This window comes from Slackia sp. (assembly GCF_977041755.1).
The window spans coordinates 1-17187 of the sequence record NZ_CDRRGL010000032.1 but is presented as its reverse complement, the minus strand read 5'-3'; the positions used below and the strand labels follow the sequence as shown (position 1 = coordinate 17187).

The 17187-nt window shown below is 57.9% G+C and carries 15 protein-coding genes and 1 rRNA gene; 13 read left to right on the top strand and 3 right to left on the bottom strand.

Going from position 1 to position 17187, the window contains the following annotated elements:
* The 7 genes from ACWI8T_RS04065 to ACWI8T_RS04035 all read left to right on the top strand — a co-directional run.
* On the top strand, window positions 1-408 hold a 408-nt coding region (locus ACWI8T_RS04065), incomplete at its 5' end, for a 4Fe-4S dicluster domain-containing protein (protein ID WP_449138030.1).
* A 21-nt stretch (window positions 409-429) separates the two neighbouring features.
* Entirely contained in the window at window positions 430-1137 is a 708-nt protein-coding gene (gene dmsD, locus ACWI8T_RS04060; protein WP_449138029.1) for a Tat proofreading chaperone DmsD, read from the top strand.
* 107 nt (window positions 1138-1244) lie between these two features.
* Window positions 1245-2108: a dimethyl sulfoxide reductase anchor subunit family protein gene (locus ACWI8T_RS04055; protein ID WP_449138028.1), complete on the top strand. Its 864-nt coding sequence runs from the start codon at window positions 1245-1247 to the stop codon at window positions 2106-2108.
* A gap of 20 nt (window positions 2109-2128) precedes the next feature.
* Window positions 2129-2263, top strand: a complete 135-nt coding sequence (locus ACWI8T_RS04050) for a response regulator (RefSeq protein ID WP_449138027.1) — start codon at window positions 2129-2131, stop codon at window positions 2261-2263.
* Between the two features lie 311 nt (window positions 2264-2574).
* Window positions 2575-3399, top strand: coding sequence for a transporter substrate-binding domain-containing protein (locus ACWI8T_RS04045; RefSeq protein ID WP_418949972.1), 825 nt, complete (start codon window positions 2575-2577; stop codon window positions 3397-3399).
* Between the two features lie 123 nt (window positions 3400-3522).
* A complete protein-coding gene (locus ACWI8T_RS04040; RefSeq protein ID WP_449138032.1) occupies window positions 3523-4161 on the top strand; it encodes an amino acid ABC transporter permease in 639 nt (212 codons plus the stop codon).
* A gap of 172 nt (window positions 4162-4333) precedes the next feature.
* Window positions 4334-5107 carry an amino acid ABC transporter ATP-binding protein gene (locus ACWI8T_RS04035; protein WP_449138026.1) on the top strand — a complete coding sequence of 258 codons (774 nt, stop codon included), beginning with the start codon at window positions 4334-4336 and terminating at the stop codon, window positions 5105-5107.
* A gap of 452 nt (window positions 5108-5559) precedes the next feature.
* On the opposite strand, the gene hpf is transcribed toward ACWI8T_RS04035, so the two are convergent.
* Both hpf and ACWI8T_RS04025 read right to left on the bottom strand, forming a co-directional pair.
* On the bottom strand, window positions 5560-6126 hold the full coding sequence (hpf, locus tag ACWI8T_RS04030; protein ID WP_449138025.1) for a ribosome hibernation-promoting factor, HPF/YfiA family: 567 nt from the start codon (window positions 6124-6126) through the stop codon (window positions 5560-5562).
* A gap of 245 nt (window positions 6127-6371) precedes the next feature.
* Window positions 6372-8012 (bottom strand): amidohydrolase, encoded by a 1641-nt coding sequence (locus ACWI8T_RS04025; protein WP_449138024.1) that lies wholly within the window; start codon window positions 8010-8012, stop codon window positions 6372-6374.
* A 165-nt stretch (window positions 8013-8177) separates the two neighbouring features.
* Here ACWI8T_RS04025 and nhaA point away from each other — a divergent pair, with 165 nt between their 5' ends.
* A complete protein-coding gene (gene nhaA / locus ACWI8T_RS04020) occupies window positions 8178-9770 on the top strand; it encodes a Na+/H+ antiporter NhaA (RefSeq protein ID WP_449138023.1) in 1593 nt (530 codons plus the stop codon).
* A 112-nt stretch (window positions 9771-9882) separates the two neighbouring features.
* A complete protein-coding gene (gene hisS / locus ACWI8T_RS04015; protein WP_449138022.1) occupies window positions 9883-11271 on the top strand; it encodes a histidine--tRNA ligase in 1389 nt (462 codons plus the stop codon).
* Window positions 11272-11626: 355 nt separating this feature from the next.
* On the opposite strand, the gene ACWI8T_RS04010 is transcribed toward hisS, so the two are convergent.
* The gene (locus ACWI8T_RS04010; protein ID WP_449138021.1) at window positions 11627-12394 is read right to left on the bottom strand and encodes a class I SAM-dependent methyltransferase; all 768 of its coding nucleotides are present in this window, start codon (window positions 12392-12394) and stop codon (window positions 11627-11629) included.
* 139 nt (window positions 12395-12533) lie between these two features.
* Here ACWI8T_RS04010 and ACWI8T_RS04005 point away from each other — a divergent pair, with 139 nt between their 5' ends.
* The 4 genes from ACWI8T_RS04005 to ACWI8T_RS03990 form a co-directional block, all read left to right on the top strand.
* On the top strand, window positions 12534-13916 hold the full coding sequence (locus tag ACWI8T_RS04005; protein ID WP_449138031.1) for an amidohydrolase family protein: 1383 nt from the start codon (window positions 12534-12536) through the stop codon (window positions 13914-13916).
* A gap of 3 nt (window positions 13917-13919) precedes the next feature.
* Complete coding sequence (locus tag ACWI8T_RS04000; protein ID WP_288168852.1) at window positions 13920-14108, top strand: CASC3 protein CASC3; 189 nt, start codon at window positions 13920-13922, stop codon at window positions 14106-14108.
* Between the two features lie 242 nt (window positions 14109-14350).
* A complete protein-coding gene (locus ACWI8T_RS03995; RefSeq protein ID WP_449138020.1) occupies window positions 14351-16441 on the top strand; it encodes a glutamine synthetase III family protein in 2091 nt (696 codons plus the stop codon).
* 622 nt (window positions 16442-17063) lie between these two features.
* Window positions 17064-17187, top strand: a 16S ribosomal RNA gene (locus ACWI8T_RS03990); the annotation flags it as partial.

The window sequence follows — 17187 nt, the reverse complement described above, 5'->3', positions numbered from 1 at the left end:
TGCCCTACTGGTGCCATGCATAAAAACGAACTCGGCCTGGTATGTGTCGACGCGCATAAATGCATCGGTTGCGGATATTGCACCATCGCGTGTCCGTATCATGCCCCGTCTATCGATCCCGAAGCGCATCAAAGCTCAAAGTGCGATGGGTGTACGAGCCGCGTGGAGCAGGGCAAGCTTCCCATATGCGTGGAAGCGTGCCCTCTGCGTGCGCTCGACTTCGGCGAGGTGGACGACTTGCTTGCGCGCCACGCTGACACAACGAGCGATGTGGTGCCGTTGCCTTCTTCGGAATACACGAACCCGAATTTGTATATGAGGCTGTCGCCGGCTGGCGAATCGACGCGCATGGGCGATGGCTTTATTGCGAACTCGCAGGAAATTGAGAATAATCACGAAAATTCGTAGTGCTGTGCTGGAGGGGCGCTCATGAACGTGCAACAAAAATCATATTCGCGCGCGAAGGCGGATGGGACACTTGATTTGCTTGGCGACGCAGAGTTTCTCGAGGCATATGCTGCGACGGCGAAGCTTCTGGGGACGTGTTTTGCCTATTCGCCGAAAGAAGAGACATCGATGCGTGCTTTAGCGGCGATTCGCTCGATGGATGTTGCTTCCGACTGGCCGTTCGATGCCGAAGCAGAAGAAGGCACGACCGGCGAAACGAGTATGCGCGCTCAGGCGGCGTCGCTTATCGAAGACGGCTTGAGCGAAGACGAAGCTTCGCTTGCGCAGGAATATCAGCGCTTATTCGTAGGGCCGGGTCATTTGGCGGCTGCTCCATGGGGGTCGGTTTATTTGGATCGCGACAAGGTGCTCTATGGCTGCTCGTGGGTCGAGCTTCGCGCCTGGATGCGCGAGCATGATGTGGTCGTCAAATACGACGAGCACGTTCCCGAAGACCAAATAGGGCGCATCCTTGTGTTGTCCGCCGAAGTCGCATTGCAAAAACGCGAGCTTCTTCCTGAATTGCTCGGCAACCATATGTTGCCCTGGGCGGGGCATTATTTCAACTTGTTGCTGGCCGACGCTCGCCTTGCAACCTACAAAGGTTTGGCGCAGCTTGCGCGCGCGACGATTACCGACGTGCAAATGCTATTGGGAATTACGCCCGCCAATCGCAGGCTGTATCGTTAACGTATGCCGAGAATTCGGCTTGGCGTCGCTCGGAATCGGCGTCGTAGCGTGCCAATGCTCAGAGCGTTTAGCATGTTTTGCGGGATGTGGACGAAAGGATTCGAGGCGTGTTTGACGGAGGATTCAGCGCTACTTCGCTGGCTGTTTTCACGGCCCTTGCGCCTGCGGGCGCAGTGGCGTTTGCCTGCTTGGCGGCGTTTCTGCTGGTCAATCGTTCGCAATCGCGAGATTGGCGTGATGTGCTGGCGCACCTTCTTTTCATCCCCCTCGCTATTGCTTGGGTTGGATTCATCGCGTCGGCCACGCATTTGGGCACGCCGGCGAACGCGTTGCACGCTATTAATGGGCTGGGGCGTTCGCCGCTTTCTAACGAAGTGGTGTCGGCTGTGGCGTTTTTGTTCTTCGCCGGAATGGCATGGATGTATTCCTACCGCGAAAAGCCGAAAGCGTCTGTGATGAATGGGCTGCTGGCGATTTCGATTGTATGTGTGATTGTCATGCTGTTCCATACATCGTTCGCGTATTCCATCGCCACGGTTCCTACGTGGGATACGTGGCTTACACCAGCCAATTTATGCGCGACGGCTTTGTTGTCGGGCCCGGCGCTGGCCACAACGGTGCTGCAGGCGGCTCGGGTGCGTGCGGGAAAGTGGCCCTATGCGCTTTTGCTTATAGCTGTGGCTGCGCTTGCTGCGGGCACGTTGCTGCTCGTATGCCATATGAATTTCTTGGGTACCGTCGGCAATAACGTAACACTTGCTTCGGCTCTCGTCCCGAATTATGGCTGGCTTATTGCCGCTCATGCGGCGCTCGCAATATGCGGTCTGGCATTTCAGCTGCATGGTCTGCGCTTGGCAACGTCGCGCACGCGTGGTCTGGTGTTTTCCGTAATCGGCTGTGCCGTGGTCATCATTGCGGCTTTGTTGGCGCGTTTCCCCTTCTACGATGCATATCTGTCGGTAGGGTTCTAGGGCGTAATAAAAGATACGTCGTGGAAGCAGTGGCAGGCAGTCAAGCGCTTGAGGAATTCACCAATGTGAAGCCCGATCTTGTGATTCTTGACATTATGATGCCCGGGCTTGATGGTTTTGAGGTGCGCGGGCTTGGATACCGTTTGGGCGATTAGCTTGTCTCAAAGAGTGCGGCCCAGGAACTGGGAGGCAGCTCATTCGTCGGGCGCTTTTGTGCTTTAGGGGCCGAAATTACGTGAGATGGCGGTGAAGGTCGATTGCGAAACCGACTCTCATGGAGTGATATGCCGTTTGCCGGTGGTTATTTGCGTCGTTTGCGCTTTAGTACGCCGCCGTGCTAAACTATCTCTCGCATCAAGCACTTTAGCACGCTAAAGTGCTCCAAGGGCAGTCGCCACACTGCCAGAAGGGAAGGGCGCCGGCAGTAAGCCGTCGCGAACGATAGATTGTCGAAGAGGTATTTCGTATGAAGAAGAAATGGTCCCTTATCGCGGCAGCCGCCGCAGCGCTCGCGCTTGCTGGCTGCATGCTCGCCGGTTGCGGTTCGAACGACGCCGCCAAAGACTCCGCGAATTCCGACACCACCAAGCTCATCGTGGGCTTTGACCAATCGTATCCGCCGTACGGCTTCGTCGGCAACGACGGCAACTACACCGGCTTTGACCTCGACCTTGCCACCGAGGTTGCCAATCGCAATGGCTGGGACATTCAGCTTGAGGCTATCGATTGGGACGCGAAAGACACGCTGCTCAATTCCGGCGCTATCAACTGCATTTGGAACGGCTTCACCATGGAGGGCCGCGAAGACGACTACACCTTCACCGACCCGTACATGCTGAATGCCCAGGTTGTTGTTGTGAAGTCGAGCTCGGGCATCAAGAGCCTTGACGACCTTGCGGGCAAGAACGTCATCACCCAGACCGACTCCGCTGCCCAGGAAGTGCTCGAGGGCGATAGGGCTGATCTTGCAGCCACATTCGCGCAGCTCGAGACCATCGGCGATTACAACACCGCATTCATGCAGCTCGAGTCGGTTGCTGATCTTGACGCCGTCGCTTGCGATTTGTCCATCGCCCAGTACCAGATGTCCGCTAAGCCCGGCGTGTACACTCTGCTTTCCGATGAGCTTTCCAGCGAGCACTACGCCGTTGGCGTGAAGAAGGGCAACACCGAGCTTGCGCAGAAGATCACCGACACCCTGAAGGCCATGAATGAAGATGGCACCGTGAAGCAGCTGTGCGAGAAATATGCCGACTATGGTCTGAGCTATGAGAACTGGATTCTGAAATAAGATAGAATCGGTTGAAACAAATGCGAGGCGTTTGGCAAGGCGCCTTGTGGCGGAATCGCGGGCGGAGCAATCCGTTCGCGATTCATGCTGTTAAGAGAGAGGATTGCCGTGGATATTTCCACTATGCTCACCATGCTGGGTCAAGGCTTCGTCGTCACCCTGCAGATTTTCTTCCTTACGCTTTTGGGCTCGTTGCCCCTTGGCGTGCTGGTTGCGCTTGGCCGCATGAGCCGCGTCAAGCCCTTTGCATGGCTTATGCGCCTGTACATTTCCGTCATGCGCGGCACGCCGCTCATGCTGCAGATGTTCTTCATCTACTTCGCGCCGTATTACCTGTTCGGCATGGACTTGTCCACCGATTCCAAGTTCAATGCGACCATCGTTGCGTTCATCATCAACTACGCGGCGTATTTCGCAGAAATCTACCGCAGCGGCATTCAGTCTATTCCACGCGGCCAATACGAAGCCGCCGAAGTGCTGGGCTATTCGCGCGTGCAGACGTTTATGAAAATCGTGCTTCCGCAGGTCATCAAGCGAATCTTGCCTGCAATGGGCAATGAAATCATCACGCTGGTGAAAGACACCTCGCTTGCATTTGCCATTGGCGTGGCCGAGATGTTCTCCACGGCGAAGGCGCTTGTCGCGTCGCAGGTCAGCATGCTGCCGTTCGTGTTTGCGGCCGTATTCTACTGGGTGTTCAACTTCATCGTCGAGGTTGTGTTGAATAGGATCGAGAAGAAGCTCGATTACTACCACGACTAAAAGTTGCGCCGTTCTGCGAACGGCGTAACTGCTCGATGCCGCGCGATGATCCGGACGGCATCTTGCTTTTCAATCGTCGCTCGCGTACCGAAGTACGCTTCGCTCCTCTTTCAAGGCAATCTGCTCGCCCAGATTGCCGCTCGCTGACTTTTGGCTAACCTGGGAGGTTTTCATGATCGATTCCGCGAAACCAGTCGTGCGTCTGTCGCATATTAAGAAAAGCTTCGGCGATGCCGAGGTGCTGAAAGACATTTCGCTCGAGGTGAACCCGGGCGAGGTTGTCGCCATCATCGGGCCGTCGGGTGGCGGCAAATCGACGCTTTTGCGTTGCGCTACGCTACTCGAAACGTTCGATGCGGGCGAGCTTTCCTATGGCGACCTTGAAGTCGCTACCATGCAGAATGGCAAGGCGGTCTATGGTAAAAAAGACGTGCTTCGCGCAGCGAAATCGCGCTTTGGCCTTGTGTTTCAGAACTACAACTTGTTCCCGCATTACACAGTGCTCAAAAACATCATGGATGCGCCCATCGCCGTGCAGAAGCGCGACAAGGCCGATGTCGAACGCCAAGCCCGCGAGCTCATCGCGAAAATGGGCCTCGAAGGCAACGAGAGCAAGGTTCCTTGCGAGCTTTCGGGCGGCCAGCAGCAACGCGTTTCTATCGCTCGCGCGCTGTGCCTGAACCCCGATATCGTGTTCTTCGACGAGCCCACCAGCGCGCTCGACCCTGAGCTTACCGCTGAGGTGTTGAAGGTCATCAAGCAGCTCGCCGCTGAGCACATGACTATGGTCATCGTGACGCATGAGATGTCGTTCGCGCGTGATGTCGCCGATCGCATTGTGTTCATGGATGATGGCGTCATTGTCGAAGAGGGCCCGGCTGAGCAAGTCATCAACAACCCTCAGCACAACCGCACGAAGGCGTTCCTCAACCGCTACGACGATTAGGCTAGAGTATCGTGCTGCTTTGTCGCGCGTCAGAACTTTGGCGTCTGCATCTTAGAATCGCGATATGCGCAGATAATTACGCAGTTACCCGAGTACTCGCAAATTAGAAAGCCCCTAACCTGGAGTTTTATAAACTAAGGTCAGGGGCTTTCTCGTCGCCTAGGGATTCATCTGCGCATATCGCGATTCTAAGATTGAAGGTTGCTTGGTGTGTAGATGCTCAGAGCATTTAATGCATTCCGTTTTTGCATAAAATCGCGCGAAGTGCGTACCCCTGCTCTAATAATTTCTTTTGCCGGTTCGGTGAACAGGTGTTTTACGAACGGTTTTGCCGTGTGCTGACGACAATCGGGCATTAGGGTACGCACTTCGTGCAGTTTCTTGCAAAATAAAACGGAAGGCCCCCGGAGCGAACTCCAGGGGCCTTCCGCCTCCAAGGGTTGGATGGCAAGTTATTCGGCCTTCGGCTTCAACAGGCCATAGCCGCCTTCGGTGCGGCGATACATCACGTTGACCTCGCTGGTGTCGCGATCGGTGTACACCAAGAAGTCGTGACCCAGAAGATCGATCTGGATCATGGCCTCTTCCTCGGTCATGGGCGTGAACTCGATTTCCTTCACGCGTACGACTTCGTCGTCGGCGGAAAGCTCGGCCATGAGCTCATCGAGCGAAGCGCCGGTGGGCTCGATCACCTGGTCGACCTTCAAGGTCTCACGCATGCGGTAGTCGATGACGCGAGTCTTGTACTTGCGCAGCTGACGCAGCACCTTTGCGGCGGCAACGTCGATGGCGGCGTACATGTCTTCCTCGTGCTCTTCCACGTGAATGGTGTGGCCCTTCGGGCGAATGGTCACTTCGCAGATGCAAGGAACCGCGCGGTTTTTCTCGACACGCAGAACGACTTCAGCCTTCGGAATGTCGATGCTCAGAACCTTCATCGCATTGCCGATTTTCTCAACGGCGTAGTCGTTGAGCGCGTCGGTGACGGTGACTTTGCGACCGATGACAGTGACTTCCATGATTTACCATCCTTTCCCTTGTGCGCTCGAGCCTTAATTCCCCACTCGAGCGATTTTGCGGCGATGGCGGCGCCGCACGCGGGGGCTCAAACGAGCCGAATCCCTAGCGAATGAACTCGCTTTCTGGCTCATATGGTAGCGCACTTGTCGGGTTAAAACGGCGAGGCGTTGCCATCTCGTGACGCGACCTGCGTCCACGCGGCGGGGCGTGTCTATGCGCCCCGTATAACGCACCCGGGCGTGTCTTACGCTTTACGCGAATCGAACACAGGGCGACCCGCTAAAAACGTCGCGATCGCGTGCGTTTCGAGCATGAGCTCGGGGCACTGTTCGGCGTCGACGAGCGGGTTGCGGTCGAACGCGGCGATGTCGGCCCACATGCCCGCTGCGAGTTTCCCCATTTCGTTTTCGCGTCCTGCGGCAGCGGCGGCTCCCGCTGTATAGGCGCGAATTGCATCGGCGGCGGAAATGCGCTCGCTCGCAAGCCACCCGCCCTTCGGTTCGTGCGTTTTCGCGTCTTGCCTGGTGACGGCTGTATAAATGCCCGGCCACGGATTCACGTCCACGACGGGCGAATCGGTGCCGAATGCGAGCGCGGCGCCTTTGCGCAAAAACGATGCGAACGGCCACATCACTTTGCAGCGATCATCGCCCAAATCTCGCTCCGGGCCACCCGGATCGAGCGTGATGTGCGGCGGCTGAACCGACGCCACGACTCCCGCTTTCGCGAGCCGCGCGATGTCAGGCTCTTTCATATTCTCCAGGTGCTCAATGCAGTGATGGCCGATCGCGGGGGCGCCGAATCGCGCGTTCGCCTTTTCAAAAATGTCGATCGCCTGCGTAATGGCCTCATCGCCGATGGCGTGAATGCGTACGGCGAACCCGCGGCGCGCCGCCTCCATCACGTAATCGCGCATGAGCGCGGGCTCCACCGTGGGGCGTCCGCAATCGCCTTCAAAATGCGCATTGGTGTAGGGCTCGGCGAGCCAGGCGGTATGCTGGCTCGAAACGCCGTCGAAGAATTGCTTGAATCCGCGCGCCTGCACCAAAGGTCCGCGCAACTCGTCGCGCATGCTTTCGAAACGAGAAACGTCGCGCGTGAGCGTGGGGAAGAGGTGCGCGCGGCACGTGAGCTGGCCGCGGCCCTCGAGCGTGCGATAGATGTCGTCCCGCACGAAATCGAGCCCGGGTTCGGCGGAAAGCGCCATATCGCAGATGCTTGTGATGCCGAGGCTTGCAAGCCTCGCGAGGAATCCCTGATAGGCGCCAAGAATCTCATCGTCAGAAAACGTGGCCATAATGCGCGGCATGAGCGCCATGGCCGCGGCTTCGCGCACGATGCCCGTGAGCTCGCCTTCTTCATCGACGTCGTAGCTGCCGCCGGCTGGCGGTATGCTCTCGCGCGAAATTCCCAGCTCGCGCAGCGCGCACGAGTTCAGCCACAGGGTGTGGGCGTCGCCGGAGTACAGGGCGACGGGGCGGTTGGGGAAGGCGGCGTCAAGCGAGGCCTTGCTCGGCAGCACGGGCGGGTTCCAGCGGTACTCGCGCCACCCTTGCGCCAAAAGCCAGCCATGGGGCTTGCGCTCGGCAAGGGGAGCAAGCCGAGCGACGCAGTCGGCTTCCGATTCGCCCAAAAACATTTCGGCTAAAGGGCTCGAATACAGTGCCGAATGGAATGCATGCACGTGCGCGTCGTGGAAGCCGGCGCACAGGAACGCGTCGCCAAAATCTTCCACGCGTGTGGAAGGGCCGATGAATGCTTCCGCTTCGCCCTTCGGCACCACGGCGCAAATAAGCCCGCCTCGTACGCAAACCGCCAAGGGGAGAGCCTCGTCGCTCGTGCCCGTGAACACGTTTTCGCTTATAAAGACCGATTCTGCCTGCATGCGTTCCCCTCTCGCGCATATTTCGTGGCGCGGGGCAACGGCTGGGCAACGTCCGAGCGGTTCCCCGCGAATGCTGCGGCTATAATACTGCTTCCGAAAAATAATGCTTTCGTTGCTTTTGAAAAACCCTGTCTTCGAAAACGGAAAAATCCAGATTGGAGCAGCATGGCAAACAACGCCTCGCCCCATAACGCCGACCAGCCCCTTTTCATTGAGGAGGTGCAAGGTCATCAGGCCCGATATACCAAAGTCATCGAGCTTACCCATTCGGCCACGAAAGCGGCGGGCGTTATGCTGCTTGCCGCTATCGCTGCGCTCGCCATCGCGAATTCGGGCATCTATGGGCAATTCGAGCATCTCATTCATATGCAGATCGGCTTCGTGGTGGGCGATTCGATTTCGACCATGTCGATCGCGCACATCATCAACGACATTCTCATGGCGGTGTTTTTCCTGCTCGTGGGTTTGGAAATCAAATACGAGATGACCGTGGGCGAGCTCACGAATATTCGCCAGGCCATTTTGCCCATTGTCGCGGCATGCGGCGGCGTGCTCGCGCCTATTGCCATTTACGCGGTTTTCAATTTCCAAAGCCCCGAAACGCTTGGCGGTTGGGGCGTTCCCACCGCGACCGACATCGCTTTCGCGCTTGGCATCATGGCGCTTTTGGGCAATCGCATTCCTGTTGGCGTGAAGGTGTTCCTCTCCACGCTTGCCGTGGCCGACGACATCATCGCCATTATCGTGATCGCTGTGTTTTATGGACACACGCCCGATTTCATGTGGCTTGCGGCAGCCGCCGTGGTTATGTTGGCCCTCGTCGCGCTCAACAAGTCGCATGTGTACTCGCTCGCGCCCTACCTTGCGCTGGGCGTGGTGCTGTGGTTCTGTGTTTTCTCGAGCGGCGTTCATTCGACCATCGCTGGCGTGCTGCTCGCATTCACCATTCCGTCGGGTTCGCGCGTTAACCTGAAAGGATTCGTCGCCTGGTCCGATAAGAAAATTCGCCAAGCGGAAAACGCGTTCGACCCCAATGAGCCGGTGCTTGGCCAGAAAGACTACATTCGCAACGTGAGCAATCTCTCGTCGGTGTCGCGCCTGGTCATTCCGCCTGCTACGCGCCTTGAGCACAAGCTGTACCCGTGGGTGTACTTCGCCATTTTGCCGCTCTTCGCCCTCACGAACGCCGATGTTGCCCTTGTTGGCGCCGATATGGGCGCCGTATTCACGAGCCCTGTCTTCTTCGGCGTGTTCTTCGGCCTGCTCATCGGCAAGCCCGTGGGCATCCTTCTGTTCAGTTTCATCGTCGTAAAGCTGAAAGTTGCCAACTTGCCCGAAAACGTGAACTGGCGCCACATGGCCGGTGCCGCGGTGTTGGGTGGCGTGGGCTTCACCATGGCGATTTTCGTGGCGAATCTCGCCTACGATTCCGAGCTCGCGGTTACTACGGCAAAGGCCGCGGTTCTTTTGGCCTCGACGGTCGCGGGCGTTGTCGGCTTCCTGCTGCTGCTCACCGAGGCCCGTCGCAGCGCAAGTGCAGGCGTGGCGTTCGTCGCGCTGCCCGCCGATGGCGAAAACGTGACCCACGATGGAGCCGAGGCTCGTCGTGGTGCCCGCGCGATGCGCGATTCGTTCGACGAGGCATCTCTCGCCGAAATCGACCGCTGCAAAAACGACGGCTGCACCCACGAGGTAGTGGCCCACCTTCGCGATGCTCGCGGCACCCAAACTGGCCGTGAGCAGTACGGCCGCAAATAACCAACCGTGATGCGTGTTCTTTCGCGGTAGCGTTTCGGGGAATATGCGACGTGCGACAGGGTGGTGATACAATCCTTTTTTCAGGAAACACCTGCACGACGAAGGATATTTCATGGCATATAACGCACCCGAGGGAACTGCCGACATGCTTCCCGCTGTTGCGCGCCTGTGGCGCTCAACGGTCGATTCTGCGGCAAAGCTGTTTGGCACGTATGGCTACGAGCCCATTTACACGCCGCTTTTCGAGATCACCGATGTGTTTACGCACGGCATTGGCGAAGCGACCGATGTGGTGGGCAAGGAAATGTTCGTCGTGCGCAGCGGCGAGAACTACAAGCGCGCGCTTGCTGAAGGCGACGATTCCAAGCTGAAGTCGAAGCAGAAGCTTTCGCTTCGCCCCGAGGGCACGGCGGGCGTTGTGCGCGCCGTCGTTCAGCACAATCTCGTTGAGCAGGGCGCCGCTCCTGCAAAGTTGTTCTATGCCGGTCCCATGTTTCGCGCCGAGCGTCCCCAGAAGGGCCGCCTGCGTCAGTTCCACCAGATCGGCGCCGAGTGTCTCGGCTCTACGGAGCCCACGGCCGATGCCGAAATGATCATCATGCTCATGCGCTTCTTCGAGAAGATGGGCGTGCCTATGGAGAAAACGCGTCTGCTTATCAACTCCATGGGCGATGACAACTGCCGTCCCGCATATCGCGAATCGGTGCGCCAGTTCATTTTGGACCACGAAGGCGAGATGTGCGAAGAGTGCCGCCGCCGCGCCGACACGAATCCGCTGCGTGCGTTCGACTGCAAAAACGAGGCGTGCGCGCACGTGATGGAGAATGCTCCGAAAATCACCGACCATCTTTGCGACGATTGCCGCGAGCATTATGAGCAGGTCAAGGCGCTGCTCGATGCCGCTGGCGTGAAATACATCGAAGACCCCACGCTTGTGCGCGGCCTCGACTACTACACCCGTACGGTGTTTGAGGTGCAGGTTGTTGAAGGCATGGGTTCCCAGAGCGCTATCGGTGGCGGCGGTCGCTACGACAAGCTCGCCGAAATCGAGGGTGGCCGTCCCACGCCGGGCCTCGGCTTTGCCCTTGGCTTTGAGCGCATGGTGCTCGCCCTTGAAGCGGCTGGCACGCTTGCCGATTCCCCGAAGCGCGTTGATGGCTATATTGCCTGCGTTGACTCGTCGGTGCGCGCCACGGCCTTCGATTTGGTGTGCGTTGCCCGCGATGCTGGGCTTTCGGTTGAGATGGACCACCAGGGCAAGAGCCTGAAGAGCCAGTTCAAGATGGCCGACAAGCTCGGGGTTCGCGCGGTTATCGTGCTCGGCCCCGACGAACTCGCGCAAGGCAAGGCGCGCGTTCGCAATATGTCGACCCACGCGGAGCGCCTGGTCGATATTGCCGCGGCGAAACGCCTGCTCGCACAATTTGGTGGCAACTTGGTCGGCGGCGGGGCTGCCCCCGTTTCCATCGATGCGCTTTTCGATGCCGAAGGTGCGGAATAAGGCACGTCAAACACGTCCTCCAAAAACAAAGCCCGCTCAACCGAGCGGGCTTTTCTAGTAAATCTACCTTCGCCTCTCCCTTGGGCCGCAAACGCCTTGCCAAAGGCCACGGCTCGCCGCCGCTTTGCTATGCGTGCGCCTGGCGGTGTCTCGTTTTTGAAATGAAACGCAAATTTGAATGCCTTCCCCCTTTGGCGGGGCGTTTCGCGGCCCAAGGGAGAAGGTGTCGTGGCTTGGTCGGGGGTCGTGCGGTTCCGATAGATTCCGCACAAGCAAAAGGCGTCAGTGGCGCCTTCGTCGCGAACGGGGCTTGACCGAAGCGGAAGCGCATGTCCTCCGGTCAAGTCCAGGTTGGTTATTTCCTCCCGGTATGTACCGCCACGATGCCGCCGGCGTAGTTCTTCCAGCTCACGTCGCTGAATCCTGCATCGCGCAGCATTTGGGCGTAGTGCTCCTGATCGGGGAACGCGCGAATCGAGTCGGCCAAGTACACAAAGCTCGGACGATCGTGCGTGAATACTTGCCCCCAGAACGGAATCATGACCTTTAAATAAATGTGGTACAGGAAGCGCCATGCCGCGTTCGGCGGGGTCGAGAATTCCAGGCAGGCGAACGTTCCGCCGGGTTTGAGCACGCGGTGCGCCTCGCGCAGCGCCTTCATGCGGTCGGGGATGTTGCGAATGCCATAGGCCATGGTCACAGCGTCGTATGAATTGTCGGCGTAAGGAATCTCTTGCGCGTCGACAACTTCGAAATCAATCGGAACGCCGCATGCGGCACCCGCGGCTTCGCGTTCGCGGGCAACGTCGAGCATTTCGGGCACGAAGTCGGTCAGCTGAATATGCGCCGGGGGGCGACGGCTTGCCGCCATATAGCTCACATCGCCCGTGCCGCCCGCCAAGTCGAGCAGGTCGCTTTCGGGCGTGAGGTTTGCCGCGTCGACGGTTTTGCGCAACCAGCCCTTGAAAAGCCCGAAACTCGACACTGCATTGAATCGCGCGTATTGCTTCGCGATGTTGCTGAAGATATGCTGCACGCGCTCTTCCGAAATTTCGGCAGGCGCTTCGGCTCCGGTGGCGGTGTCAACCACCCGCTCCTCGGCGCGCTGGGCTTCGTTGCTCATAGGTCCTCTTTCTCATGGGCGTCGCAAAAAGCGGCGCGCTTGTTTCCATTCAGTAAAAAACGGCGGCGACTTTCGCCGTGTACCGTGATTTTGCTCGGCTGCAAAGTATAGCCGAATCCATGATGCTATTATGTTCACCATGCTACTCTGTGCCGAACATATCATCCCGATTGCAGGCGAGCCCATCGATGATGGCGCAGTGCTCGTCCGCGACGGAAGAATCGTGGAGGTCGGTGGCGCGCAGCGCATGAAGGCGCACTATCCACAGGAGGAAGTGCGTGACTTCGGTCGAAGCGCGATCATGCCGGGTTTCGTCGATTGCCATACCCATCTCGAGTACACCGCGCTGCGCGGTATCGTGCACGATGTGCCCTATGCCGAATGGCTTGTGACCGAGCACGCCAAAGCCGACATGATGTCGCGCGACGACCGCTACGATTCGGCGGTTATCGGCGGCATGGAAATGATCGCCGGCGGCGTAACCACGGTTGCCGACTTCACGAGCACGGGCGCGTCGTTTGAGGCGGCCCAAGACGTCGGTTTGCGCGGTAAGTTCTACCGCAGCGTTGGCGCGACTTCGAAATCGCAGGTCGATACTGCGATTGAAGAAGCTGTTGCCGATATTGAGCGTTGGCGCTCTGTTGCCGATCCCGACCGCATGCAAATCGGCATTGCGCCGAAGGCCCTGCACGCATGCCACCCCACTATTTTCAGCAAAGTGAACGAGGTCGCCGAAAAGCTCGACCTTCCCGTCGCGATACACGTGGCTGGCAGCTATGAGGAATATAGCTACATCATGCGTGGCTCTACGCCCTTGTCGGTGCGCGGCATCGAAACGGGCGGCGATGCGCTTACCGATCGCCCCATGTGGCTCCCGACGGGCGTTACGCCTGTCAACTATGCGCTCAACTGGAACGCTTTCAATAGCCACGATGTGCTTGCTGCGCATTGCGTGCACGTGGACGACAACGACATCGCGAAGCTCAAAGAGCATGACGTGGCCATTTCGGTGAATACGCGCTGCAACGCGCAGCTCGGCATGGGCTTGGCTCCGCTGCCCACGTTCCTTAAATCGGGCATTCGCGTTGGCCTGGGCACCGACTCTCCCGCTGCGACCGATTCTTCCGATATGTTCATCGAGATGCGACTGGGCATGCTCATCCACCGTTCGGTCGATCGCGATGTGTTCCTTACTGCGAAAACCATGCTTGAGCTCGCCACGATCGGCGGCGCCCGTGCATTGCATATGGAAGACGAGATCGGAACCCTCGAGCCCGGCAAGCGCGCCGATATCACGGTGGTCGATTTGTCTGGTTCGCGTCAGACTCCGCTCGTCGATCCCGTTACGGCGGTCGTCGAGGGCGGCGCCGCGGCTGACGTCATGTTCACCATGGTCGGCGGCAAGCCGGTTTACGAGCGCGGGAGCAAGTGGGACGTGCGCGGCAATAAGTGGGAAATGCTCATTAATCCCGCCGAGGCTCGCGAGCGCGGCATGCAGATTCGCGGAAAGCTGAGGGATTAACGAATGGGTCAAAAGCTTACGGCCAAGCAGAAGGCTGCAAAGGTTGAGGCTGCTCGACAGCGCGAGCTGCAGGAGCAGAAGCGTCGCGAGGCGGCGCAGCGCACCAAGAAGATTTTCACGGTTGTCGTGTGCATCATCTTGGTGTTGGCGCTGGGAATCCCCACCGTCGCCATTATGGCAATGGGTCTCTAGCATCGAATACGAGGTCGGCGAAAGCTGGCCTCTTTCTTTATTCACGGTCGATTCCGCTGTGCGCAGGAGTGGGAAGCTTTGTGCCGCGGGTGCCCGCGCCTTCGCCATCCGAAAAGCCTGGCTCGTAAGTTTCAAAGAGCGAAACTTCCGCGTAACCCAAGCGAAACACAGCGCCCATAAGGTGGAAGGGTCACAAGAAGCAAAGGTGGCCGCGCAAGCGGCCGCGAAGCGAGGAGGCCCGTATGTCCCAGCTTACTGAGCGTTTCGGCACCCTGGTTTTTTCCGACCACGTGCGAAAGCAGTATCTCCCTTCCGACATATATAAGAAGCTCAACAAGACTATCGAAGATGGCGAATCTCTCGATCTCGATGTGGCGAATGCGGTTGCGCATGCGATGAAGTCGTGGGCCATCGAACACGGTGCCACGCACTATGCGCACTGGTTCCAGCCGCTTTCTGGCATCACGTCCGAAAAGCACGACAGCTTCCTTGAGCCGAATCACGACGGCACGGCAATCGAGAAGTTCTCGGGCAAAGAGCTCATCCAGGGCGAGCCCGATGCATCGAGCTTCCCCAATGGCGGCCTGCGTGCGACCTTCGAGGCACGCGGTTATTCCGCATGGGATCCCACGAGCCCCGCGTTCATCAAAGACGAAGTTCTCTGCATTCCTACGGCATTCTGCTCGTATACCGGCGAAGCGCTCGATAAGAAAACGCCGCTTCTGCGTTCCATCACCGCGCTCGATCGCGAAGCCAAGCGCGTGCTGGCGTTGTTCGGCAAAACCCCGAAAAAGGTCGTTCCTTCCGTGGGCAACGAGCAGGAGTACTTCCTTATCAAGAAAGAAGACTATGCTCGCCGCAAAGATCTCGTGATTACCGGCCGCACGCTGTTCGGCAATACGCCGTGCAAGGGCCAGGAGCTTGAGGAGCATTATTTCGGCGCTATTCGTCCCACGGTTTCCGCTTTCATGAAAGACCTCGACGATGAGCTGTGGGCGCTCGGAATTCCCGCCAAGACCAAGCATAACGAGGTCGCTCCGTGCCAGCACGAACTCGCGCCGGTTTACGCCGAAGTCAATGAGGCGATTGACAACAACCTCGTCATGATGGAGAAGATGAAGCTGCTCGCTTCTCGTCACGGTTTGGTGTGCCTGCTTCATGAGAAGCCTTTCGAAGGCATCAACGGTTCGGGCAAGCACAACAACTGGTCCATTGGCACCGAATCCGAGAATCTGCTCGATCCGGGCGAGACCCCTGCAGACAACCTGCAGTTCGTCGTGTTCCTCACCTCTGTCATCGAAGCGGTTGACGACTATCAGGATTTGCTGCGCATGAGCGTTGCGAGCTGCGGCAACGATCACCGTTTGGGCGCGAACGAGGCTCCTCCGGCGATTATCTCCATCTTCTTGGGCGATGCGCTCACCGAAGTGGTCGAGAAAATCGCCGACGGCAAAGCTTCCGTGCACGCGAAGCACGGCATGCTCGACTTGGGTGCCGATGTGCTGCCGAAGATTAAGCAGGACAACACCGACCGCAATCGCACGAGCCCCTTTGCTTTCACGGGCAACAAGTTCGAATTCCGCGCGCTCGGCTCTGAAGCCAATCCGTCCGACTGCAACATGGTGCTTGACTGTGCCGTGGCAAAATCGCTCAAGAAATTCGCCGACGCCCTCGAAGACGTTCCTGTCGAAGAATTCGGCGAGGCGGCGCTTGCGTACTGCAAGAAGGTGCTCAACGAGCACAAGCGCATTCTGTTCTCGGGCAATGGTTACGCCGACGAATGGCATGTTGAAGCCGAGAAGCGTGGCCTGTGCAACTACAAGACCACGGCCGATGCGATGCCGTGCTTCGTTTCCGACAAGAGCATCGATTTGTTTACGAGCCTCGGCGTGCTCACTGAAGTCGAGGTGCGCAGCCGCTATGAGGTGAAGCTTGAGAAGTACACGAAGCTGCTCAATATTGAGGCAACGACGATGATTCGCGAAGCGCGCCGCACTTATCGACCGGTCATCAGCGCCTATGCGACCAAAGTTGCCAAGGGCCTCGAGACGGTAAAGGGCGTGGGGATCGAAAGCGCCATGCAGTGCGAGCTCAATACGCTCAACAAGTTGTGCAATGGAATCACGACCATCAACGATTCCATTAAGGCGCTCGATGCTGTGCATCAGAAGGCAGAGGCCATCGACGATCCTCAGGAAGAAGCGAACTGCTACGCTCATGAGGTTGTCCCTGCAATGGCAACCTTGCGTACCGCGGTCGATGCCATGGAGGAGCTCGTTGCCGCCGACTACTGGCCGGTGCCCACGTATGATGACATTCTGTTCTATGTCTAACACTCAATAGAAGAGGCGTGAACGCACGGCTCGAAGAGCGACATATATAAAGATATACAAAGCAAGAATATGGCTGGCGCCGAAGAGGGTGTCAGCCATATTTATAGAGCGCGGCAAAAGAAGCGAAGGCGCGTGGTCGCCAAAAGCGAGGCTCGATTCCAAAGGCTTGCTCCCGTACGACAGGCGAACTTCCTAGAAGGGGAGACGTAGTTTGTGCATCCGAACCCCATTTGCTTGGCGTATCGAAGGCGATAGAGGACTTATGAAGAGGTGTTCACATCTTAAGAAGCAAGGCGGGGAAGAGTAACTAATGCGATTTACCAGGTAAAACAAAAGAAGTGCCTACAGTAAATCAGACGTATGCAAAAACTTTTCGACCAAAAAGTAAATTAATCCTTGACCCTATGAGTTCAAGTCCGTAATATACATTCCTGCGCCAAGCGGGAACGCGAAGCGCACGGCGGGCCGCAGGCCCCGCCGGGAACCTTGAGAACCGGATACTGTGGATGGAATTTTACGAAGCCAGACAGGGCTTCGGGGCATGGGCCCCGAAGCAATCATATGGACCCTGATTCAATTTTTATTTAACTAGGATTCGAGGAGCCTTAGGGCTCTTCAGCTTTCCACGGAGAGTTTGATCCTGGCTCAGGATGAACGCTGGCGGCGCGCCTAACACATGCAAGTCGAACGAGTAAGACGCCTTCGGGCGTGGATAGAGTGGCGAACGGGTGAGTAACACGTGACCA